Source organism: Xanthocytophaga agilis (assembly GCF_030068605.1).
Taxonomy (GTDB): Bacteria; Bacteroidota; Bacteroidia; order Cytophagales; family 172606-1; genus Xanthocytophaga; species Xanthocytophaga agilis.
Map to the genome: position 1 here is coordinate 480220 of NZ_JASJOU010000002.1, position 24744 is coordinate 504963.

Sequence of the window (24744 nt, forward strand, 5' to 3'; positions counted from 1 at the left end):
AAGTTAAGTTAGGGAACGTCTCCTTCGCGGGGACAGGGTTTGGCACACTTCCATTCAATCTTCACCGGAGACCATATCCCCAGCGAAGCAACCGTAATCAGCGAATACCCGAAACTGGTAGTAACCCGAACCTCGTCCAGGCTATGAATATTGAGGCTATCACAATTAGTGGCCACTACATCAATGCCGTTAGTGCGTTTCTGTACAGCTCCCCAAAAGAAGGAATGCACCGTTTTGTGATGGTAGGTGGTAGCAGGATCATAATGAGCAGAGGCTATCCGATAATGATAGCAACTTTGCAGGGAATAGCAAAGCAGTACACATAGCGCTATTCGCACTGTGTAAGTGGTGATTTTTTTCATATCTGGTTAGATTAAAAATCCCTATACTATACCCACCCAGGTATATATAACCTAAGGCTGGGTATTTCCGAAAGTCTGCTCCATGGCATCGTTAATGGCGAGTAAGTCAAATACTTTGGCAGGATTAGATGCCTTACGTAACTGTACATGCGGTATATCCGGAAAACTTTTCCAGAAATACCCAGCATCCAGTCCCAGCTTTTTGGCTTCGCCAGCATAGATCATATATCCATTGATACCATTGACTACCTCTGTGGCACTCCATACAGCCTCATTGTTCACTACCCAGAAGCAATCCATCGCTTCTCCCCACTGATGCCACGACAAACCTGGAATAGCATTGGTTACATGATCCCCATGCTGAGGTCCAACGACCTCCAGGCAATGTGCCAGAAACAAGGCATTTTTCTGCTTTAACTCGTTTATTTTCTTTCGGATTTCTTCGATGGTTCGGGACTGTCTCCAATATCTTGCCTGCACAAAAGGAGAGCGCAGTGTTTCATTGGGACGCATGACTACTCCGCGAAGTTTACAGTTCTCAAGTAGTGCCTGCGCTTTTTCTTTAAACTCAGGGGTGAGCACATCCAGACTGGCTGCCATAAAAATTGTTGCTTAGATCAAAAACGGTGTTACAAATATTCTCTTTACTCTTAGCAAACCTAGCACAAAGACTGACTAGCTGAAAGGTAACAATAAATAAACACAATACACACATTTACAGGAAGTTATTTAAGAGAACATACAAGCATTAGATAGAATCAATCAGTATAACACAACTAGTAGCACTTATGAAAGCCTTTCAAACTTCAGGGGGTAAGCGGGTATAGATGGGGTCAGGTATGTGGTAAATTTAACTGCCTGATACTGAGACGGGGTAAGAGGGGCGTCATTTTTTGACAAAAACTCTCCCCAGAGAACAGGAATAATGGGGTAGTAGGGCTATATATATACTTTCTTTTTATATTATATAATTACTATTATATAGAGCAAATCCTACCCCTCTTACCCCGCCTCAATATCAGGCAGTTAAATTTACCCCAAATTCTACCCCTATCCTACCCCATCTTACCCCAAAGGCGCATAGAGAATAATTCAAGACCTTTGTAGCACCTATTACGCTAAAGCGTGACAGGCTGTTGTTGGAACAGGGGTAACAAGATCGGCAACCTTTCCAACTGAAGTGTATTTATTCAGAAACCAAATACAGCTCTATTTGTCACAAGTTTCTTTCAGAAGGACAAAAGATAAATAAGAGAAAAATAGAAGGTGGTTCTTAAGTTAACAACCTTGGTAGGCTGTTGATAGGAATATTATTTCAATAGGACAAAGAAAAAATAAGAGCCCACAAAAGAACAGGTCTCTTAAAACTCTTCAATCAACTGATGAACTTTTATTACCTACAGTATTTATATTAGAAATACTCTTCATCTGATACAAGTGTAAGAAATAACAGAAACACGGGATTTTTTTACTGTACAAACCCTCTACCTTTACTGCACAGTTTATTTTTCAGGTATTCTCAGAAAAATTAACAGAATAACCGGCTCTGAGCCTCCTATTCGACCCGTTACTGCCAAATCAAATCATAGGACCAGATTACTGTATCACATATTTTGTTTATTCATGAGATTCTATTCCCTACTTCTGTATATAACATTTGCAACTCTCTGCATGGGTACTTCGTTTGCCCAAAAGTCTGAGAAAGAAGACCCTAAGTTAGGCCCTAACCCTGTATACTTCCTGGATAATGCAGAAGTGATGCCAGATACACTGAGTTTGCCTAGTCTGGGTAATATTATCAATGTTTTTGTCTATTATAATCATGATGCGATAAAACGCGCAGGAGCAAAGGCCAAAGATGGTGTTGTGTATATTGAAACAATGGCTTATGTACGAAACCGGTTTGTGAAGTTGTTTCGTAACTATTCCAGCGCTTATGACAAATTATATGCACAATCAGGTAGTGATAGTTCGTTTCAGTACATCCTCAATGGGAAAGCACTGAAAAAATATGATGAGGGAGATCTGGATATTAAAAATAAACACATGCTCCAAAACATAGAGGTTATTACAGCGGATCAGCTACGCACCCGATACAATATTACAGATAAACAGGCTGGCGTCATCATTACAACTCAGAAAGCAAAACCTGGTCACAAAAAACAATAAAAGATTGGATTTACTTCTCATAAAAACTCCTTCCCATACAGGAAGGAGTTTTCTTTTATACATGAATATATGAAATTATTCAGGTTAGGAAATCCGAGGAGATAAAAGACTATATGTGACACACAAAACAACTTCAAGACTTTTGTCTAAAGATGAAACCTATCAAATCACCTACGAATGAAGAATAACGTTTAAGTGATATTTATTAAAAAGTACACTCTTTCAAACCAATGAACTATTTCCCCGTAATTTTCTTCCGGTGTGCAATCCCCCATTCGGTAAGATTAGTAATAATAGTCTGCAATGACTTTCCGTGTTCAGTGAGTTCATACTGAACTGTCACAGGCTGTGTATCTAAAACCGTCCTCTTAATCAATTCGTTGAGTTCCAATTCTTTCAACTCCTTGCTCAACATTTTATTAGAAATACCAGCTACATCATTCAGGATATCAGAAAACCGCCTTTTGTTGTAATAGCAAATAGAGGATATAATCGCTATTTTCCATTTCCCATTCAGTACATCCATTGAATCCTGAACAGCCATCATTTCCTTTTTGTGTTGTTGTTCTTCACGTACTTTACATTCCATCATAGGTTACTTGGTTACTTCAAGGTTACAGTTACTTTTCGTAACAAAGTTACCAAAATAAATTCGCATGCGCTAACATTGCAGCTCAATCATTCAATACTAAACACATGAGCAAATTAAAAAACAAGGTAGCTATAGTTACAGGTGCGTCAAAGGGTATAGGAGCCTCTATTGCCGAATACTTTGCAGCAGAAGGTGCAAAAGTCGTGGTAAACTATGCGTCAAGCAAGGAAGGTGCAGATAAAGTTGTAAAAGCCATAACTGATAACGGCGGAACGGCAGTTTCCATACAAGGTGACGTATCGAAAGAAGCGGATGTAGCCAGATTGTTTGAAGAAACAAAAAATACGTTTGGCACATTGGATATTCTGGTAAACAATGCAGGCATTTATCTGTATGAACCCATTGAACAAATCTCAGAAGAGACTTTTCATCAGCAGTTCAATATTAACGTTCTGGGTTCTTTACTTACCATTCAGGCAGCTGTAAAACTGTTTGGCGATAAAAAAGGTAACATTATAAACATTAGTTCAGAAGCTGGTAAAATGCCTTTGCCAACGGGTTCAATCTATTCTGCGACCAAAGCAGCCCTGGATGCAGTTACCATTTCTCTCTCAAAAGAGTTTAGTGGACGAAACATTCGCATCAACTCTATTTTGCCAGGCGTTGTAGAAACCGAAGGATCACGTAGTGCAGGGTTTATCGGTAGTGAGGCAGAAACAAAATTAGTTGCCAATACTCCACTGGGTCGCTCTGGTAAACCAGATGATATCGCGAAAGTGGCTGTATTTCTGGCTTCCGATGACTCGGGATGGATTACAGGCGAAAAAATCTCAGTTTCAGGTGGTATCTATGGCTTGTAACAGGACAGTCCCATCATAAAAGCCTTATCACTGGTTACTTGTAATCAGGAGAAGGCATTTCTTCTCAAGTTTTGATAAGTCGAACAATAAAATGTAAAGATAGTGGAAAAGACTAATTATAATGGAGCACTACAAACACCACTAGGCTCTGGGTTTGTTAAGACTTCAACCTCAACAGATGTCATCAAAGGCATTGATCTGACAGGCAAAATTGCTATCGTAACAGGCGGTTATACAGGTATTGGTTTGGAAACTACAAAGACACTGGCAGCTGCAGGAGCTACAGTAATTGTACCTGCCAGAAGCCTGGAAAAAGCACAGCAAAATCTGGCAGGTATTACCAATGTAGAACTGGAAGAAATGGACTTAATGGACCATACTTCCATAGATCGTTTTGCTGAAAAATTTTTGGCGTCAGGCAGGGCATTGCATCTGCTTATCCACAATGCAGGAATTATGTTCGTTCCTTTACGCAGGGATAGCAGAGGCATAGAATCCCAATTAGCAACAAATTATCTGGCACCCTTTCAACTTACGGCAAGACTTTGGAGTGCACTGAAAAAAGCCAATGGGGCAAGAGTAGTGAATGTATCTTCTCTGGGACACCAGTTTGCACCGTTCAACTTTGAAGACCCAAATTTTGAAAACCGTACATATGAAACGTTAGCTGGGTATGGACAATCAAAAACAGCATTGAATCTGTTTTCTCTTGAATTGGACAATCGTGCCAGAACACATAATGTACGAGCTTATGCATTGCATCCAGGCAATATTATGGGAACAGAGCTGGCAAGAGAGGCATCGGTGGAAACATTTCAGCAACTTGGCTTATTTGACGAAAAAGGCGAATTTTTACCTGAATTTGCAGCTTCGCTCAAAACCATACCTCAAGGTACAGTAACAACCATCTGGTGTGCTACGAGCCCGTTACTGAATACCATAGGAGGTGTATATTGTGAGGATGCAGATATTGCTGAGTTAGCGTCAGACCAGGAAGTATCCGCAGGTGTAAAACGTTATTCATTAGACGAAGCCAACGCAAAACAATTGTGGACATTAAGTGAAAAGCTAACAGGCATTACATTTGACGTTAATTGAGTTTATTGGATCAAGCTAACTATCTTATCCTTTCTCATATTTCTTTCTTTTGTGAGGGTCTAAAAAGCGTCCGCCAGCACTTTGTTTACTTCCAAAAAAGTTTTGAAATATGATAAGCGCTGATTCCTATAAAAGAAAACTCCTTCCTGTATGGGAAGGAGTTTTCTTTTATGTTCGAAATAAACTGCCAGTGTTATGGATATTTCCGAAAGACAAAAAATAAGCTGGTTGAAGGAGGACAGTTTATATTCCGAACATATGTCTATTCACTATTGTGGATACAGGATTTGTACAGCAGAGACATCTCCTGTTGTGAATCCATTCCAGTTTAATACATATGAATTCATTACCGAATTAGGATCTGTAGTTGGGGTGCCTGTGATAAAGACACCACTGGTTTGATCTGTATGAAGCAAACCAAAAGTATGTCCTAATTCATGCACCATAGCAAAAAGTTTTTGTCCACTAGGCAATGAATTATAGTAGGTATTGATTTCTACTGGAGTGCCAGGCCTTCCATTGTATGTAGGAAGATAAGCTCTGGCTACCCAGGAAGCTGCCTCATATCCTGTTATCACCCTAATGTTGGCAGAAGTGCTGCTGGTGACCTCTGAAAAGAAGAGCTTAGTCCCATTTATATTATTCCATTGTGTCAGTGCATTGCGGGTAGCTGTTTGCCACGCACTGGGTACAGCTGGATTGATATATACTTTGATGTTAGTTACATATGTATTGCTCACCAGATAGTTATATCGCCAATGTTCTGTACGACCACCTTTACTAGCTTTCAGACGATCTTCTGCATCCTGACGGGTTACCAAAACATCTCCGTTTAAAACAAAGTGTTTTTTGGTAGCATCATAGACAATCTTACTCTTCTCAACACCTGTGGATGTACTAATAAATCCAATCAGGTCGTCATCAGAAGAAGTACTGGGTTTAACATTATCTTCTTCCCGGGCACAGGAAATCAGTAGCACAGCTCCGAAAAGAGCTGCTAAAAATGCGTTTTTCATAAGACCGAAGTTTAAAGAGTTTGTGATACTATGAGATAATCAGAAATACCCATAACAGAATAAAAATAAAGAGCTATTCCGTAAATTACAAAATATACCTCTTTTTATTTTGTTACTTTCCACAAAATAAACAACAATAATTTATCTACATAACAGCTGTATAAGAATTAAAAAAACTTCAAATCTTATATAACCCAGTTAAATAAAGCTTTTTCACCAATAAAAACACGATTATATTTAGTGAGTATTTTCTATATCTGATGTAACCTCAATTTTACGTAGTATAGTATAATCAATATAAAATGTTCCAAACGGAATCAAACATGCTACCAACACTTTCCAGGTAGTTGTGCCAAACTTCCAACGCTGCTCCACCCCTACACTGAGTGTATTTAACACAAACCATAGAAACAACATACCATGTACAGGCCCTATAGCTTTTACTAGAGCAGGATTGCCATAGATATGTTTGGCAGGCACAGCAATCCCTATCAGAAGCAATAATGAGATACCTTCCAGCAAACCAGCCAGCCGCAGTCTGCCTATTTTTGAGTTAATAAACGATGTCATGATTAGAAAGATCTGAAATAAGGTCGATGAGCGAAAGGAGAAAACGGCCAGGGAATAGCTATAAAAATGATAAACAGGCCTGCCAGAAACCAAAACAGCATAGTCTGAAATTTCTCTTTGTCTGTCTGGCGACGTTTAGACAAAGCTGAACCAATCGTAATAACGACTACAGCCACCAGCATACAGGCTATATGTACCATACCAAAGAAAGCGAGTTCCATAGAATGCATGCCTCCACCTACCCGAAAAGCCTGCACCAAAGGACTTATAAAATACAAGGTAAAACCTACCATAAGCTGAATATGGGCAATGGTAGCCGTCCAGTGTCTTGTGGCGTTATCAACTCTGGAGAATGGCCTGGCCGAACGCAAACCAGTAAATGTCCGGAAAATACTATACAAAAGGCTCAGCAATACCAGCCAGCGGAAAACCGAATGAAAGAATAACAGGAAAGGATACATGTAAAATGATAATTAGTGAAATAGTATTTCCAGCTCTACAGGCTGGAGAAGCATCAATAACATAAAAGTCAGACACAACATATGTATCCATAGACTTTTTGTATTTGCACGCAAAGGTCTGTAGAAGTATGAAATTTCGTTAGGACAAAGGAAGCTAATTAGAGGACTTTTCAATCATTTTACGAAACTGCCCCGGAGCCATACCCGCATATCGCTTAAAGAGTCGACTAAAATAGGAAGCATCCAGTAACCCTACCTCGGCAGCTACTTCATTCACAGATAGATCACTCTGACTCAGCAATGCTTTTGCTTCCAGTACAATGGCTTCATCAATCCAGCGGGAAGGAGACTTGCCTGTAATCAGCTTTACAGCCTTATTCAGATGATTAGGAGAAATATTTAATAGAGAGGCATAATCTGTAACTAACTGCATTGTCTTCAGATGCTCAAACAGCAATTCACGGAATTCGTGTGTTAGTGAAAGTGCTGCTGTGTGTATGCTACTGAATACAGGCTGATAGGATCGGTTTAACTCACAGAGAAGAGCAATAAAGTAAGGTTGCAGAATATCTACCCGATTCAATCCATGCCCTATATACTCTGTAAATATACGTTTACACAAAAAATGCACATAGTCAGAAACCTTTGAGTCAAGCTGTATACGAGGATTGCCCCATACTCTCAAAAACTCAAAATCTTTCAGCAGGTCTTTCCGGCTAAATCTGCCCACAATAAAGTCATCCGGAAAGTGACATAGATATCCCTTATTTACATCCGGATTAGAAAACGAAAATATCTGTCCTGCTGCTACAATCAAACATTCACCAGCCTGTATAGTATAGGTTTCACTGCCAATAGTCATAGTAGCTTCACCTTCGGTAAGATAAAGCAATGAATGTGCTACTGCCTTGGTAGGTGGTATAGGTAGCTTCATTCGTTGAAACATACTCTCTACCTTCACCATGAAGAATTTTGTAAAATCAGGTTGCAGGAGCAACTCTGATTCCTCTTCAGGCTGCATAAATTTATTCAGAAAGGTTTCTGAATTATAGGTTTTTATAGGATCACTATGCCTTTCCACTTCGTTAAACTGAGCAGATAGTTACAAGGTCAGAAAATCAAATATAATCTAAAACAGAAATCTTTCATCAATTTTTTAAGTAGAAAGTATATTCATAACAATAATGTAATACTCCATCACTTTAAAAGTCTGTCAGTTGTAGTTCTCCAGTCAATTCAATGACCTTATAATAAAAATAGCCTGTCAGTTTATCCGACAGGCTATTTCCAAACAATACTCTTGCTATATTAAACAAAGCTTATAAACCAGAGCCATCACTTTTACCACGATTTACAGCATATTCACCAATCCGCTTTCCACACCGTAATCCTACTTCACAATCAATACGGTAGTGAATACCACCGTAAATACGGGAAACAGAAGCTTCTGTTGCCATTGCCTGTAACTCCTGTTCTTTATCAGGGAATATGTATGATAACACTGTAGCAGCAGCACCTGAAAAGGTAGAGTGCCCGGATGTGTAGCTAGGAAAGTTAGGAATACCTGTTGAAGTCTTCACACTAGGATCTACTTCTGAAGGACGCTGTGTCAAATAATAGAATTTTGTATCCCAGCAACACACGCCAGCATCCATTACTGCTGTGTTTAATAAGGCCATTGTACGTGCTGCTCTCAGTTCATTGAATTTACCTTCATAAATAAGTGCAGCCGCTTTGCGATTCCAGTGTCCCGGAGGAGTATAACTACCTACACCATCAGCCCAATAAGCAGCAATACGGGTTTGTTCACGGGTTCTGTTTTTTGAAATGTTGCGCAATTCATCCAGATCTTTCTTAAATTCAGGACTGTTCAATGCATATGGTGCTTCCGGACGAAGAGATACTTTAGTAGCTGCATCAAAATTCCAGGTTTTTACATTACCATAAAATGGTAGCATAGGCGGGCGAGCCGGAATATCCCGACTAGTCCATTGAGCTGTAATACCACGAGCAGTGGCATCTTCTCTCATCAAATGAAAATTAGCCTGAGCATTGGCCCCACTCATACCATCTTTACCAGCGATCTTACTCATTACCATTTCACCAATTGCTTTTCCCAGTGCTTCTCCTGCATCAATATCACTTTGTACATTAGTTCCCGCCCATAAACGGCTATTTTTGTGCTCTTCGGCTTTCTGTATAATCTTCTCTGCTTCTCCAGGAAATAACCTTTTCAATACTTCCCGAGAGGCAGCTGCAATTACAGCATCTTCTGAAGGATAAGAAGGTAGATCAGACAATGGCAATAATGTCTCGATAGACGAATCATTTTTAGAAGGAGCCTGACGGTTATATTTAAACTTGTAATTCCAGGTAGCAACCAATGCATCATACTGAGCTACACTCAATAGAGCGAATGCCCGTGCTGTATAGGGAGGATTTGCAAACGGAAAGCGGGGCAACTCGGTTGGTTTGGTAGGATCAGGTACAGGATACGTGCCATCCGGGTTGTAATTAGGAGGAACATTATATTGAGCAGCGAGTTCACGTGCAATTTCGTTCCAGCGCAACACAGCACCACCACCCCAGTATTGTACAGTATTTTTCTGAGAACCTGTTAATGTTCCCTGAAGGGTTTTTAAGCTTTGTAATTCTGCTTTGTAAGCATCAGAGCTTGCATCTGTAGGTTCAGCTACAGCAACTTCTTCACCATTAGCAATTACAAATGTTTTCCAGTTACCTCCGTTTGGATCTGTTGTTGAAGCGGAATAAGCCTTGATATCGGAAATGTCTAATGATTTGTCGCAGGCATTACTAACCAAAAACAGCAATGCAACTGCCAGTGTCTTTATAAAAGAGAGATGTGTATTCTTTTTCATAGGGGTCATTTCTAAATAGAGGATAATACTAAATTAGTGTGTGTCGTTTTCTACAGCTGATTCCATTCCCAGAGGCTTTCCACATTTGCCACCATGACCAAACACACGAACAGCATACAATACGCCGACAGAGAAGCCTGTGCTCTGGCCTACATTCCGGCCATCCAGTACTTTACTAAGGCCAGCTGTAATACCAAACTGCTCAATATTGAGTCGGCCATACCAGCCTATTGTAGTTGCCTTCATTGCATTGGTTGGAAAAGGCATATCATTGTACCGGATGTCATCACCTGACAGAGCAGCCATACGCTCCAAGTATACATCTGTTTGAAAGCGTCCGTTGCGGAATCCGAGGCGAACATTTCCATCTGCCATATTCGGAACCTTTACTTCATTAGTATTATACAGTTCGTGATTATACAGATAAGAATCCCGGTCAACATGAATATTGCTGCGACCTGTATATCCAGCTTCAGCCGTCAAATAAAATCCCGGCCTGGAACGATAATCTATCACCAGTCTTGCAGAAGCAGTTTTGCTATGCAGACCCAGACTCAAAGGAAGATAATCCGGATTGTAGTTATTGGTAGGAGCAGAAACGCCTCCTGTTACAAAAGCACGAAAAGTACCGAACAAAATATCCTGTTGAACAAGACGATATTTCAACCAGAGCGATACATCCTGAAATCCTTTCTGACCTGTCAGGTAACTGGCGCTGGCTTTGGTCTGGATATAAGGCAAGCCAGCAATCACATTCAGGCGATCTGTGATTCCCAGTGCCCCCATTATCATGTAGGTTTGAGTACTCACTGTTCCCAGATTGGTATTGCTTCGCTTATGTGTACCTTCCCAATAATCAGTCCAACTGGTTTTAGAATAAGAAAGGGCTGTACAATACGTTCCGCGGGCCATCATCAGACCATCCGAGGGCGTTTGGGCAAAAATAGACTGTGTGGTTAAGAGCAGGACAGCCAATAAGCCACCTGTAGAAAGTAAAGTTTTTCTCATAAAGAATAGAGTCAAATCAAAATAGTATCAATATACAGACACCTGTATCACCAACAGATATCTATTGGTAACAGGTCTGTTTTGTCATGTGGTTTCAGTGCATGAAGGAAATAAGTAATTGTATGTCTCATACAGATTCACTTTCCTGGCATACATCCGGAAAGACAACACACCAGGCTTCTTTCTCTGCTTTAACAGAGAAAGAAGCTCAGAAGTAGTTTACCTGCATTCATGGAGCTCAGAATGCGTATTAATTATTCTGAATTACCACTAATGCATGCACAACATACTGGTGCATTTGTACGAATACATAAACTATTTATGAATTATAAGAGACCTCCGGAGGGGGTGTAAGAACCGGAAGTACAAGAGACGAAAAAAATAGGAAATACTGTGTTTTATGAGAGTATGTTATCAACGATAGAGGTCTTTCCTTTAATAGATGCCCTACAGAAAAGGGTAAATATGCTTTTCCCCACTGGTTCAGCAGGCGGATTACCTGGGCAAGTGGATTTTTTTGACTAGTTGCTTTTGTAGTTTCCTTATTCAGGCTCTGTTTAATTTCGTCAGCCAGTGCAAAAAATCGTTCACGAGCTGTAATATTAGTTTTCAGTACCGTATATAATGTATCATTCTGATATGCTTGCTCAGTTACATTATAAAACTGATCTTCCATACGGATCAACCCTTCCTGTCCAGCCTGATGTTGCCATGATGCTGTATATGGCAGTGAAAGTGGCATCTTTACCATGACCCATTCGTCGTCCTTCATAATAGGCGAAGAAGCAGGATAGTACTGGTTAAAATACAACAATACAACTCCTACTCTGCCAGTATGATAGAGCAACAACACTAACAATGATATGGAAAAGACGGCACGCAAGATTTAGAAGAGGGGTACACCTGTAAAGGTAAATAAATTCTTACTAAAATTCAAAACAAACAATCCAATATAAAAAAACCTATGGTTACTAACCACAGGTTTTTCAGCAGAAATAATAATGATATATACAAGATCGATTTACACCCTTAGTAATCACTATACTATATCATTCATTTTCTATCCTTAATATTATAGAGAGGCAACATTAATGTAGACAAATCCATCTTCAACTTTTACCGGATAAGTCGTTATGGTACAGTCATCTCCAGAGAGACATTCTCCGGTTTTAAGAGAAAACGTTTTCTTATGAAACGGACAAGCTACCTTAGGCTCATCCCCCTGAGTACCAATCATCCCCCGAGAAAGCACCATTTGTTGTCTGTGAGGACACAGATTATCCGTAGCAAACCATTCGTTTCGCCGGGAGAAATTAAATACTGCAATCTGCTTGTCATTGTATTTCACACAAGCTCCTCCATCCTGAGGAATGTCTCCTGCCGAACAAGCGAGAAACCATTTCTGAACATCTGTTTCTGTTTCCTTTGCGTACATAGTAATGTATGAGTTAAGATGGGATTAATCATGAGTTATACTATACTACCAGTCTAACCTGCTTTACTTCCATTCAGCAGCCCTTACCTGATCCCGCATTGGTTCAAATTTCACATTGGGATCTTTCTCTGCCGGCGCATTCACAAAGTGTGCAAAGCGTTTTCGTATCTCAGGGTTCTGCACAGCTTCTTTCCATTCACAGGTATAGCTGTCTACCAGTTGCTCCATTTCGGCTTCCCACTGTGTACCCATACCCAAACTATCATTTACCACCACATTACGTAGATACTCTATTCCGCCTTCCATTTTATCAAGCCAGGTAGCAGTACGTGTCAGCGGATCAGCTGTTTTGATATAAAACATCAGGAACCGATCTATGTATCGGATACATGTTTCTTTATCTACATCCTGAGCCAGCAAATCTGCGTGACGAGGCTTGCTACCCCCATTGCCACATACATACAGGTTCCAGCCCTTTTCTGTGGCAATAATGCCAAAGTCCTTACTCTGAGCCTCTGCACATTCACGAATACAACCAGAAACGGCTGATTTCAATTTATGAGGCGAACGCAGACCGCGATATCTTTCTTCTACCTCAATCGCAAATGAAACCGAGTCATGCAATCCAAAACGACACCAGGTACTTCCCACACAACTTTTCACCGTACGAAGTGACTTGGCATACGCGTGTCCACTTTCAAAGCCCGCCGCAATCAGTTCTTCCCAGATCAAAGGCAAGTCTGATAAGTGAGCGCCAAACATATCAATCCGTTGTCCACCTGTAATCTTTGTATACAAACCGTATTTTTTAGCTACTTCTCCAATAACAATCAGCTTATCTGGTGTAATTTCCCCTCCCGGAATACGCGGTACTACCGAATAAGTCCCACCTTTCTGAATATTAGCCAGAAAGCGGTCATTGGAATCCTGGGCAACTGGTTTTTTATTGGCAGTTTCAGCATATAAACTAGCCAGAATAGAAGAAACAACAGGTTTACAAATCTCGCATCCATCTCCTTTCCCATGTTTATCAAGCACTTGGTCATAAGTCTCCAGCTTCTCAAGACGGATAAAATCCAGTAGCTCCTGCCGTGAATAGTGGAAATGCTCGCATACTACATTACGCACATACTTACCTTGTGCCTTCATAGTACCAGCAATCAAATCTTTCACCATAGGTACACATCCACCACAACCTGTACCGGCCTTTGTACACTTCTTGATCCCATCCAGTGTTTCAGTGCCTCCAATAACAGCTTCACAAATAGAAGCTTTACTTACAGCCTCACAGGAACAGATCAGTGCATCATCAGGCAAACTCATTACACCTGAACCTTCAGAAGCAGCTCCACCTCTAGCGCCCAGTATAAGATCTTCCGGGTTAGGTGGTAGTACAATCTTATTATTCACAGTTTGCAAAAGCATATTGTAAGCCTCTGCATCCCCAATCAGAATACCACCCAATAGATGTTTTCCATCATTGGAAATATTGATTCGCTTATAAATACTCTTTACGGTATCTTCAAATACGATAGTCCGACACTCAGGAGTCGTAGAGAACGCATTACCAAAACTGGCTACATCTACTCCGATCAGCTTTAGCTTGGTACTCATATCGTAGCCTGTAAACGACTTATCTCCACCACAAAGATTCGAAGCTACCACATCAGCCATTTCGTATCCAGGCGCAACCAGTCCATAGATCATTCCGTTGTGCAAAGCGCACTCTCCTACAGCAAATATCTCCGGATCAGTAGTCTGCAGTTTAGAATTTACTACAATTCCACCTCGTGTGCCTACTTCCAGTCCACTTAGTTTGGCAAGTTCATCACGCGGTTTTATACCTGCGGAAATCACCAGCATATCCACATCCAGATAGGAGTCATCGGCAAAACGCATAGCTTTTATACAATCATCACCTAAAATCTCACTGGTGTTTTTATTCAGATGTATTTCAAGTCCAAGTTCTTGTAACTTACTTCTCAGCATTGCTGACCCCTGATCATCAATCTGACGAGGCATCAAACGGGGAGCAAATTCAATGACATGTGTTTCTTCTATTCCAAGATCCAGCATAGCCTTAGCCGCTTCCAAACCGAGCAGCCCTCCTCCTATTACAGCTCCTTTGCGTGCTTTTTTAGCATATGACTGCATCATATCCAGATCTTCAATAGTACGATATACAAAAACGCCATCCTTCTCTACTCCCGGAATCGGTGGAACAAAAGGAGCAGATCCGGTAGCTAGTACCAGATAATCATACGATTCGGTTATACCATGAAAAGAATGTACTGTTTTTTCGTTCCGGTCAATTTGTTGTACCGGATCAGACAGATGAAGTCTGATATTTTTCTCAGCATACCACTCCAGTGTAGACATACTCAGATCATCAGCTGTTTTACCTGCAAAATATTCACTCAGATGCACACGATCATAGGCATGTCGTGGCTCTTCCCCAAAAACAACAATCTCAAACTGATCAGGCTGCATTCTGGCAGTTAGTTTTTCGCAAAACTTATAACCTACCATACCATTGCCAACTACGACGATTTTTTTACGGGTATTCATATGGTCTGACATCTAGGTGGATAAATAGGGTAATACTGAACTAAAAAACAGAGGATTCGTTGAATGTATACTAACTATATAGATTATTTACTATCTGAGTAGGAGTTATGTTGAGTAAATCCCACCCTCTTTAAGCAAAAATTAACACTTACTAAAAACGCCTTATTTTCAATGTCACTTTCAAATTAAAACACATAAAAATGTAAAATAGCCATGAAAAATAAACTAATAAACAACTATTTAATAATAATTCCGGCAAAACAGGTTTAAATTTCTACTCAACAAACTTAAAAATCATTCCTGTATTTGTCAATACATACCTAAGTATTTATAACTAAAATTTTACATTTTATTCAAAACACACAATCATTAAAAGGTTTAATCATATTTTATAAAATAAAATACTGCCATTTAAAAAATATATAGAATAATATATATACAAAAAGAAAATAAACAGTACTTTTGAAAGAGAGACACAAAGACAAAAAATCAAGTATTTTTACTCATCTATCCTTCAATTTCAGGGTCTATTATTGAAACTATTGGCATTTGAGAAAAAGAACCGTTATTTTGCCAACCCATTACAAATACTAGTATGATACATCCCAAATTAACTTTAGTAGGTGCAGGCCCGGGAGCGGCAGATCTGATCACACTAAGAGGTATAAAGGCTATTGCGGAGGCAGATGTGATCTTATATGATGCGTTAATTGATGATAGTCTGTTATCCTATGCCAAACCAGATGCGATTAAACAGTTTGCTGGTAAGAAATTTGGCTGTACATCCTTGTCACAGGAAGAAATCAATGAATTGATTGTAAAATATGCACTGGAGAAAGGGCATGTAGTTCGGTTAAAGGGAGGAGATCCTTTTGTTTTTGGTCGTGCTACAGAAGAAATCGATATGGCCAGAGCTTATGGCATTGAAGTAGAAGTAGTACCAGGTATCTCCAGTTCTATTGCAGTTCCTGCGTCACAAATGATCCCTGTAACCTCACGTGGAATCAGTGAAAGTTTCTGGGTAACTACCGGAACCACCAAAACCGGAGAGGTATCCAAAGACATAGCCTTGGCAGCTCAATCTACAGCAACTGTAGTGATCCTTATGGCAATGAGTAAATTGACTGAGATTTTACAGATATTTACTGAAAATGGCCGTGGAGAAACTCCGATAATGATTGTACAGGAAGGTTGTACGTCTAATGAAAAATATGTCATAGGCACTGTCAATGATATTGCACCAAAAGCACAGGCTGCTGGTTTAGGCAATCCTGCCGTTATAGTAATAGGCGAAGTAGTTGGATTACATGTAGAATATGCAGGGCGTATTGCTAATAAATATGCAAAAGTAAAACAGAAGTAAGAACCCCTGTTTTACTTTTGCATGCTTTTTTACAGCCTATCCTTTCTGAGTTAATACTTGGATTAACACTTCTACGTGGCATATCAATAGGACTCTTTTTATCACTTACAAATTCAATACAGCTTTATTTTATATTATTGAGTTACCTACTTATTGCAGTATAATCTTTCTCCGATAGGTATTACCATTTCTTTCATCTATAATACTCATAATATACATACCCCTGGCCTGACCTGTCAAAGAAAGATTGGTATTTGGCTTATCTATTACATAGCGCGAAACTAATCTTCCGGTCAAATCTGTTATAACCAACTGGCTGTTTCTAACAAATCCATCTGGTACTGTCAGAGAGAAATTGCCAGTTGAAGGATTAGGATATACCAGAATATGACTTTCCAGTTCCCCGGGAACACCAAGCGGAGGCTCAACAACAACTGTTGTATCACCACCCGAACCAGGCTCTTCCGGATTGACTACTGCTCCTTCTATAATAAATACTTTACCACTACTACCGGCGAGATTCATAGATAGTGCTCCTCCTGCGGCTATTGCAAATGTATCTTTTCGGATAGAGGAATTCTTATCCTCATAGGAAGTAACTTTGTATAAACTTGCCCCTTCCAGAAAATCTAAAGGAACAGTTACAGTTCGGGAAGTCAATCCATTCATCACTCCAACAAACCACTTGTTGCCAGACCGTCTGGCTACTGTGATATACTTTCCAATTTCTCCATTCAGATAACGAGTATCATCCCATACAGTAGGTAATGATCTGAAGAATTCAATTTCTGTAGGATTATTGTAATGCTCAGGTACTCCATACCATAATACATGTTGTAAAGGACTGAAGAAAACCATACTCAATGCTAACTGATGCGCTTTGGAGGTTTGTAAAGTAGTTAAGGGAGGATTTTGTTTGTCCGGATCCGGGTAACAAACTGTATAATCTGCAGCACCGGTCAAAAAACGAGTAAAAGGTAGAGTAGTTGTATGCAATGCAGTATTGGTTCTATACTCATTGCCTCTTACTCCTTCTACAGTCATTAAATTAGGATAAGCCTGTGATGTACCAGAGGGGCGATACTGATCATGAATATTCAATATGAATTTATACTCTGCAGCTTTTTTAATCATTTTTTGTAAAAAAACAATTCCTTTCTGCGTTCTCCCTTCCACAAATCCCATTTTGATTCCTTTGATACCCCAATTTTTATACAATGTAAAAAACTCATCTACATTATAATTATCAAAAGCAACCTGATTTACATACAGCAATACACCTACACCTTTTGAATTGGCATAACTAATAACAGCTGGCATATCAATAGCCGCAATCACCTTACGCGGGTCAGAAGCCGCATTGTGCTCATATGAATATCCCAACCCATACCAACCCGCATCAAATAAAATATATTGCAGATTATTAGAGGCAGCGAAATTAATACAGTTTAATGCATGTTGAGTATCCAGTGTTATCACTCGTATTACTTTGCCAGGTTTCATCCAGCTTACATCACTCAGTTGATTATCATCATTAAGTTTATATAACATGTATTTACGATCAGCCAGTTCTATAGCCGTTTTAGCAAAAACCAGATAACGCCATGGAGTTCTATACACACCAGAAAAAGAGACACTACCACTAACCAATTGTGTATTTAAGGTATTATTCCTGTTTCTATATACTCTTGCCCGTGAATAGCTTTGATTATTCGCTTCATTAATAGAGCAATAAAAGCCATTTCCTTTTAATGTAACCGGAATTTCATTATAAGAACCTAATCCATTAAGTGCCATTTCGGTATATCCACTTTCGGTGGCAGTCTCCATAAATATATTCAGATCAGATCTTATAAAAGAAAATTCTGTTGTTTCAGCATTGATACTACTAGTAAGACCTGCCATAGGGAGATAGTATTGGAAGGCAACTCCTTCTTCATACAATCTGAAAATTAGCTGAAGCTTTTTGTTTGCATCAGTTTTCTTTTCCAGTTCAATAGTTATTTCAGTAAAATTGTTCTCAACAGATTTCTTCTCATTAAATGTTAAGGTTGTTGTCGATTTGATAATACGTGTTGTCGAATTAGTAACTTTCATGTTCTGATACAAATCAGAACCATCACTCAATCGAAGACCTAGATTAGAGCCAGCAATTATGTTCTCTCCATCTACAAAAACCTGGTATTGAAGTACATTATCATACACATCGAAGGCTAATCTTACATGTTTCTCAGGAGAATCGTAAAAGGTACTTGTAATACGAGCACCTCTTTTTATATGAGGTGTAACTGCAGAATCAGCAGCAGGCGGAATTTGTAACGTATCTTGCTTAACAACCTGAGCATTGATAATGAAACAGTTAAACAATAATATAATAAAGGTAATGCACTTGGTAGTAGAACTTTTAATCATAAAACAACATTACAATGAAATATTTTTGCCTGGTTTTGTACAGATCAAAACTATGGATTACCTCAGGATAGAATCTATAGTTTCATTCTGCGATATTACACACGTAGTGCTTCAGGTGAAAAATCGCAAAATAGGTAACACATAGAAAATCACATACAAAACACTATCATATATACAGACACTAACTTTTATAAATATGTTGCCTACAAAAAATAAAACCTGACTTGTGCCAGGTTTTATAATAATCAATTATCCATCTACCAACATCTTACTCTAATATCACTTCAATATACTTTAACTCCTCATCCGAGAATGGGAGGTTTTGCAGGCAAGCTACACAATCATCAATCTGTTTTGTAGAACTCGCGCCAATCAATACTGTTGTCACTCGTTTATCACGTAGTACCCAGGCAAGAGCCATCTGTGCCAGCGTCTGGCCTCGTTTAACTGCCAGTTCATTTAGCTTCTGTACTTTTGCAATCTTTTCATCTGTTATAAACTCAGGCTTTAAGGATACAGATCGTGTAGCACGTGAATGTTCCGGGATACCCTTCAAGTATTTGTTTGTCAGTAAACCCTGAGCCAATGGCGAGAATGGAATACACCCAACTCCATTCTGACCTAGCACATCCAGCAAACCTTTCTCTGGCGTTCTTTCAAACATGGAGTATTTTGGCTGATGAATCAGTAAAGGTGTACCCAATTGTTTCAGAATATCAATAGCACGTTGTGTATGTGCAGGACCATAATTGGAAATCCCAACATACAGAGCCTTTCCTTGCCGTACTACCTGATCCAATGCCATCATGGTTTCTTCCAATGGTGTATTGGGATCGTATCGATGGGAATAAAAAATATCGACATATTGCAGTCCCATACGCTTCAAACTCTGGTCTAAGCTCGATATCAGGTATTTTCGGGAACCCCAGTCGCCATAAGGTCCTTCCCACATGGTATAACCAGCCTTAGAAGAAATAATCAGTTCATCGCGGTATCCTGCCAGTTCATTCGTAAGGATTTTTCCAAAATTTGTTTCTGCCGACCCAGGTGAAGGGCCATAGTTGTTAGCCAGATCGAAATGGGTAATACCCAGATCAAAAGCATGGGTAATCATAGCCGTTGCATTGGCAAAATCATCGACATCTCCGAAGTTTTGCCATAGTCCCAGAGATATAGCAGGTAACAATAAACCACTATTGCCACAACGCTTATAAGGCATTGATTGATAACGTGCAGAAGAAGGTATATAAGCCATAGGTTTGTTTTTTTGGCTTAAAGCTAACCAATCACCTTTTGTTTTGTAGCAGATACTCCCAGAAATTTAAGAAGTCTGTATAGAAACAAAAAAGGATTATTACCAGACCGATAAATAATCCTTTCAAAACAAGTTAATTCGTTTTTCTACTATTAAAACTTACCATTGGCATTCTTCCAGTCAGCTTTAGCAGGAATGGCTTCAATAGTATCCCAGTGCTCGGCAATTTTTCCTTCCTCAACTCTAAACAGATCATAGAAAGAACTATGTACATCAGCCATGTTTCCTTCACTTACCACCAGCACATAGTTTCCCTGTCCCAAGACCTTATGAATCTTGTCATACTTAAACCCAATGCCTTTTTCGGCAAAGTATTTAAGAGCCGCTTGTAATCCTTCGAGTCCGTCAGCAATGTGTGGATTATGTTGTACATATCCTTTGGCTATAATATATTCTGGCACTACAGACACATCTCCATTGACCAGAAACTTCTCTACAAAACTCGTTACCAGCTTTTTGTTTGTCTCTGTTTTATCCAGATCCTTCACTGCTGTTGCGCCATCAATCATTGTATGCCCGTTTGCCGTCTGAGTTACTGTTTGCTGCAAATTGTCCCAGTGCTCCACAATCTTTCCATCTTCAAACCGGAAAATGTCGAAACCAATTTTAGGTCCGAAGAAGTTATATTCTGTGTGAGCAAAGACAAACTCGCCATCCTCAAATGCTCTTACAGTATTCACTTTGGCAGAATTAGGAGGCAACTGTTGTAGCAATGCACCAAAACCAGCTAATCCATCAGCTACAGCCAGATTGTGCTGAATATATTTGTTTGGATTAATATACCCTACAGGAGCAGCATCACCTGTTTCTATGCTCTTAAGCAATGCAACGACTTTTTCTTTGTTGTTCATTTTCGTGGATTTTTTTGTTTGTGAATAGATAGACTGAAAGGATACAATTCCCACTATCATAAGGGTTAGTAAGGTTTTTATTGTGAACTTCATAAGCTTTGTCTGATTGATCTAATGATTTAAATGACAATGCAAAGTTCTTCCATTATGCCCTGTGGAGAAAGGCACTTTTCAGTATAACCATGACACTTTTCAGAATAGCTATCTAACTATATAACTTCCTTTAAACTCTATAGGCGTTTGCCCTGTATGCTTTCGGAAGTATCTATTAAAGTAAGTTGGTTCCTCAAATCCGAGTTGAAAACCTATTTCTTTGATAGAAAGATGGGTATGCACCAGAAGGCGTTTCGCTTCCAGCAGAATTCGTTCATCAATAAGCTCTTTAGGAGATTTACCCAAAATGCGGGTCGTAGCCTGATGCAAACGCCTCTCGGAGATAGAAAGGTTGGTAGCATATTCATTTACAGCCAAATGCGTAATAAAATGCTTTTCTATGAGTTGTGTAAACTGAAATGTGTAATCCAGATCAGCACCTTTAGGAATCTGGGTAAAATCACGCTTCTGGCGTTCTCTCTCTGCAACTAGCAGAAAATTGTGCAGAAAGTTTTGTAGTATATCATAGTGAAGAGCATCAGCAGGTAAGCGTAGCTCAGTGGCTATCTGTGAAAAAATACGAGGCAATTCTGGAGAAGATTCATTTAAATCAATAACAGGAATATCCAATAAGTCATGAAACAGAATGGTATTTGTCAGAAATTTGGCATCCAGATCTGTCCTGTTAAAAAACTGATCTGTAAATAACAATCCGAGACCTTCATATCCTCCTGTCGGGTCAAACTGATGGACTCTTTGCTTTTTTATAAAAAGAAGGGAATTGGGTTTTAACTTTACTGATCGAAAATCAACAATGTGTACAGGATTACCTTTTTGAAACCAGAATACCTGATAAAAGTTTGTTCGGTGAGGTTTGGTAGTTTCTGCCAGTCCTTTCAGAAAAGTCTCTCCAATGGAAATAATTTCGATTTCCAGCGGGAGTCCAGGTTTGAATGCATACTGTTTGATCTTGCTTGCCATACAACAAAGATGTGCAATGATTGTACATCCTGTTTTATCTCTATGTATTTTCTCAAGAAACTTTATTAGAAAATAGTCTTTTGAAGAAAATTATCTTGTAAGTGCACTATTTGATTTGAGTGAATACAAAAGTAAAAACCCTCACGATCCGATGGTCATGAGGGTTTTTACTTTTATATCTATATAGCCTAAACTTTCAGCAACATATCTGCAAAATAATGTTTGCTATCTGTAAAATAGTGTATAGGCTTCAATCCAACCTGCGTACACAGCTGTTTCATTTGTGACAATGTATATTTACGGGAAGTTTCTGTATGCAAAGCCTCGCCTTCTTCAAAATACACCCACTCATCCAGCTTTTCGAGATAAACCTGTTGTTTTAGTAAACTGACCAGATAACTTCTCGCTTCTCCTGTGGCAGGATCATATATCGGATAATGTACAAAACGATCTGTTCTGAAGTCAGCTCCTAATTCACGATTAATGCGATCCAGCAGGTTCATGTTAAAATCACGTGTTATACCCTGTGTATCATTGTAAGCAGACAAAATAGTAAATGGATTTTTCTGCAAATCAAAACCTATCATAATCATGTCTCCAGGATTGAGGCAGTTTTTAAGCTGATTCAAAAACTGTAGACTTCTTTCCTCTGAAAAATTACCAATGTTGGAGCCTAGAAAGAAGACAATTCGCTTGGTGTATTGGCTATATGTCATCTGGCCATTCAATGCTTTGAAATAATCATCATTGACAGGTTGCATAGCCATATCTGGAATCTCCCTTGATAGATTTGCAGTCAGTTCATCCAATGCTTTCTCCGAAATATCAATAGGAATATAAGTAAATGGAACATTTCGCTCTGAAAAATGACTTAATAGAACTTTAGTTTTCAATCCGTCTCCTGCACCCAGTTCTATCAGTTCAAAACCTTCCTGCTCTGAATTAAACAAAGATAACATAGCTTCCTTGTGCTTTGTAAAAATCTCAAGTTCGCTACGAGTCAGGTAATATTCCGGAAGGTGCATTATCCGCTGAAACAGCCGGCTACCTTCGTCATCATAAAAATATTTGGAAGAGAGAGATTTGGGATTTTTCTGTAATCCGTTGAGCACATCATGCTCAAATTCAGATAATGCCAGGCTGGTGCTAGTTTGCATAGGTCAGAACAAAAACGAAAATAATTGTAACATTAAATGATAAAAGTCACCAGGACTACTCTGCTCTTTTTTACTCTTTTGTGAATAGTTAATTACTAAAAATTCTGTACCAGGCGAATACCTGTGAATTGCCAGCGTTTATCAGTCTGAAAAAAATTGCGGTAAGTAATCCGGGAATGTTGAGGTGGAGTAGCGGAGGAGGCTCCCCGCAACACCATCTGATTGATCATGAATTTACCGTTATACTCTCCAACAGCACCTTCTGCCTTAGTAAATCCAGGATAAGCCAGATAGGCAGAATTAGTCCACTCCCATCTTTGTCCCCACACAAACTGCTGAGCAGCAATTTCCCATTCAAATTCAGTAAGTAATCGCTGACCTTTCCAGCGGGCAAATGCATCCGCTTCATAAAAGCTTACATGACATACTGCCTCATCAGGATTAACAGGCTGCAGACCTTCAAATGTATAGTTCCACCAGCTCCCTTCTATCTTATGCCAGTACAGAGGAGCCTGAATCTGATTTTGTTTCACCCAATCCCATCCTTCTGCCAGCCAGTGATTAAAGTTCTGATAGCCTCCTGACTCCATAAATTCTATATATTCTGCATTGGTAATCAGTTTTGGAGAGACACTTATTGATTGAAGATAAACTTTATGGCGCCCCAGTTCATTGTCAAAGCTAAATCCATTTCCCCAATGGCCAATCTCATAAATTCCTTCGTCTATATGGACCTTCTGATTGGAAGTGTTAAATTCATTATAGAGATACAACTCATCCGGAATTACTTTTACAGCAGGAAATAATGGATTATGTCCCAGAATATATTTCAAATCTGTAACCAGTAGCTCCTGGTGTTGCTCTTCATGATTGAATCCAATCTCCAGTAACTCCGCAAATTCTTCTCTTTTATCAAAGTCAGATGTAGCTATTGTGAGCAATAATTCTTCCAGATGTGTATCTACATACATCCGATAGGCATATACTTCTTCCACAGTTGGACGCGTCAGATTTCCCCGGTCTGTCCGTAAAACTCGCTTTCCAACTGTTTCATAGTAGCTGTTAAAAACAAAACTAAAGTCCGGATGAAATACCTGATAGCCTTTCAGATAGGGAACCAGCAGGAAAGTCTCAAAAAACCAGGTAGTATGGCCCAGATGCCATTTAGCGGGGCTTACATCTGCAATAGGTTGTACTACATAATCTTCTGTAGTGAGGTTCTGGCAAATGGCGGCTGTACGCTGACGTATATTTTTGAAACGGGCAAGCCAAGAGGTCTGCACCAAATCTGAAACAGTATTCATATTTTTCAGGGATGTTTCGCAAAAAATCAAAAAAATTATTCCTTCGCCTATCTTCTTTAAGAATACGGCAGAGTAACAGATTCACTCATCTGTTACATATCAGCTAGTGACAAAATACTATCTCTTTAAATATAAGGAAGAATTTTATGCTGTTGTCTCATTATCCTTATATATACTACATTTTATACCAATCAGACAACAGTTATAATTTGTTAACCAGCAAATCAGAAATATAGTTTCTTGGCTACAG

22 protein-coding genes are annotated in these 24744 nt (G+C 39.3%); 4 read left to right on the forward strand and 18 right to left on the reverse strand.

Translation table 11 applies throughout. From position 1 onward, the window contains the following. Nucleotides 1–8 precede the first annotated feature (8 nt). A complete protein-coding gene (locus QNI22_RS08815) occupies nucleotides 9–362 on the reverse strand; it encodes a hypothetical protein (protein ID WP_314510284.1) in 354 nt (117 codons plus the stop codon). Nucleotides 363–413: 51 nt separating this feature from the next. Beyond that, nucleotides 414–962, reverse strand: a complete 549-nt coding sequence (locus tag QNI22_RS08820) for a M15 family metallopeptidase (RefSeq protein ID WP_313975174.1) — start codon at nucleotides 960–962, stop codon at nucleotides 414–416. 1071 nt (nucleotides 963–2033) lie between these two features. On the opposite strand from QNI22_RS08820, the gene QNI22_RS08825 reads away from it, so the two are divergent. Next, nucleotides 2034–2531: a hypothetical protein gene (locus QNI22_RS08825; protein WP_314510285.1), complete on the forward strand. Its 498-nt coding sequence runs from the start codon at nucleotides 2034–2036 to the stop codon at nucleotides 2529–2531. Nucleotides 2532–2766: 235 nt separating this feature from the next. On the opposite strand, the gene QNI22_RS08830 is transcribed toward QNI22_RS08825, so the two are convergent. Continuing rightward, the gene (locus QNI22_RS08830; protein WP_314510286.1) at nucleotides 2767–3123 is read right to left on the reverse strand and encodes a winged helix-turn-helix transcriptional regulator; all 357 of its coding nucleotides are present in this window, start codon (nucleotides 3121–3123) and stop codon (nucleotides 2767–2769) included. A 104-nt stretch (nucleotides 3124–3227) separates the two neighbouring features. On the opposite strand from QNI22_RS08830, the gene QNI22_RS08835 reads away from it, so the two are divergent. Beyond that, nucleotides 3228–3983: an SDR family NAD(P)-dependent oxidoreductase gene (locus tag QNI22_RS08835; protein WP_313993520.1), complete on the forward strand. Its 756-nt coding sequence runs from the start codon at nucleotides 3228–3230 to the stop codon at nucleotides 3981–3983. 102 nt (nucleotides 3984–4085) lie between these two features. Further along, nucleotides 4086–5081, forward strand: coding sequence for an SDR family NAD(P)-dependent oxidoreductase (locus QNI22_RS08840; protein ID WP_314510287.1), 996 nt, complete (start codon nucleotides 4086–4088; stop codon nucleotides 5079–5081). A 269-nt stretch (nucleotides 5082–5350) separates the two neighbouring features. Here QNI22_RS08840 and QNI22_RS08845 read toward each other — a convergent pair whose 3' ends face one another. From QNI22_RS08845 to nirB, 9 genes are all read right to left on the reverse strand, one after another. Then, entirely contained in the window at nucleotides 5351–6097 is a 747-nt protein-coding gene (locus tag QNI22_RS08845) for a M57 family metalloprotease (RefSeq protein WP_314510288.1), read from the reverse strand. Between the two features lie 237 nt (nucleotides 6098–6334). Then, nucleotides 6335–6667, reverse strand: a complete 333-nt coding sequence (locus tag QNI22_RS08850; RefSeq protein ID WP_314510289.1) for a DUF3817 domain-containing protein — start codon at nucleotides 6665–6667, stop codon at nucleotides 6335–6337. A gap of 2 nt (nucleotides 6668–6669) precedes the next feature. Then, entirely contained in the window at nucleotides 6670–7128 is a 459-nt protein-coding gene (locus QNI22_RS08855) for a hypothetical protein (protein ID WP_314510290.1), read from the reverse strand. A 154-nt stretch (nucleotides 7129–7282) separates the two neighbouring features. Then, nucleotides 7283–8149, reverse strand: coding sequence for a helix-turn-helix domain-containing protein (locus QNI22_RS08860; RefSeq protein WP_314510291.1), 867 nt, complete (start codon nucleotides 8147–8149; stop codon nucleotides 7283–7285). Between the two features lie 298 nt (nucleotides 8150–8447). Next, nucleotides 8448–10007, reverse strand: coding sequence for a vanadium-dependent haloperoxidase (locus QNI22_RS08865; RefSeq protein ID WP_314510292.1), 1560 nt, complete (start codon nucleotides 10005–10007; stop codon nucleotides 8448–8450). 33 nt (nucleotides 10008–10040) lie between these two features. Then, entirely contained in the window at nucleotides 10041–11015 is a 975-nt protein-coding gene (locus QNI22_RS08870; protein WP_314510293.1) for a transporter, read from the reverse strand. Between the two features lie 319 nt (nucleotides 11016–11334). Continuing rightward, complete coding sequence (locus QNI22_RS08875) at nucleotides 11335–11898, reverse strand: hypothetical protein (protein WP_314510294.1); 564 nt, start codon at nucleotides 11896–11898, stop codon at nucleotides 11335–11337. Nucleotides 11899–12087: 189 nt separating this feature from the next. Then, nucleotides 12088–12450: a nitrite reductase small subunit NirD gene (gene nirD, locus QNI22_RS08880; protein WP_314510295.1), complete on the reverse strand. Its 363-nt coding sequence runs from the start codon at nucleotides 12448–12450 to the stop codon at nucleotides 12088–12090. A gap of 63 nt (nucleotides 12451–12513) precedes the next feature. Beyond that, entirely contained in the window at nucleotides 12514–15018 is a 2505-nt protein-coding gene (gene nirB, locus QNI22_RS08885) for a nitrite reductase large subunit NirB (protein WP_314510296.1), read from the reverse strand. A 595-nt stretch (nucleotides 15019–15613) separates the two neighbouring features. On the opposite strand from nirB, the gene cobA reads away from it, so the two are divergent. Beyond that, the gene (cobA, locus tag QNI22_RS08890; protein ID WP_314510297.1) at nucleotides 15614–16381 is read left to right on the forward strand and encodes a uroporphyrinogen-III C-methyltransferase; all 768 of its coding nucleotides are present in this window, start codon (nucleotides 15614–15616) and stop codon (nucleotides 16379–16381) included. 150 nt (nucleotides 16382–16531) lie between these two features. On the opposite strand, the gene QNI22_RS08895 is transcribed toward cobA, so the two are convergent. From QNI22_RS08895 to egtB, 6 genes are all read right to left on the reverse strand, one after another. Then, the gene (locus tag QNI22_RS08895) at nucleotides 16532–18793 is read right to left on the reverse strand and encodes a glycoside hydrolase family 97 N-terminal domain-containing protein (protein ID WP_314510298.1); all 2262 of its coding nucleotides are present in this window, start codon (nucleotides 18791–18793) and stop codon (nucleotides 16532–16534) included. 268 nt (nucleotides 18794–19061) lie between these two features. Beyond that, complete coding sequence (mgrA, locus tag QNI22_RS08900; RefSeq protein WP_314510299.1) at nucleotides 19062–20048, reverse strand: L-glyceraldehyde 3-phosphate reductase; 987 nt, start codon at nucleotides 20046–20048, stop codon at nucleotides 19062–19064. Between the two features lie 152 nt (nucleotides 20049–20200). Next, the gene (locus QNI22_RS08905; RefSeq protein WP_314510300.1) at nucleotides 20201–20959 is read right to left on the reverse strand and encodes a nuclear transport factor 2 family protein; all 759 of its coding nucleotides are present in this window, start codon (nucleotides 20957–20959) and stop codon (nucleotides 20201–20203) included. A gap of 201 nt (nucleotides 20960–21160) precedes the next feature. Next, complete coding sequence (locus QNI22_RS08910; RefSeq protein WP_314510301.1) at nucleotides 21161–22033, reverse strand: AraC family transcriptional regulator; 873 nt, start codon at nucleotides 22031–22033, stop codon at nucleotides 21161–21163. A gap of 188 nt (nucleotides 22034–22221) precedes the next feature. Continuing rightward, nucleotides 22222–23190 carry an L-histidine N(alpha)-methyltransferase gene (egtD, locus tag QNI22_RS08915; protein ID WP_314510302.1) on the reverse strand — a complete coding sequence of 323 codons (969 nt, stop codon included), beginning with the start codon at nucleotides 23188–23190 and terminating at the stop codon, nucleotides 22222–22224. 95 nt (nucleotides 23191–23285) lie between these two features. Beyond that, the gene (egtB, locus tag QNI22_RS08920) at nucleotides 23286–24494 is read right to left on the reverse strand and encodes an ergothioneine biosynthesis protein EgtB (protein WP_314510303.1); all 1209 of its coding nucleotides are present in this window, start codon (nucleotides 24492–24494) and stop codon (nucleotides 23286–23288) included. Between the last annotated feature and the right edge of the window lie 250 nt (nucleotides 24495–24744).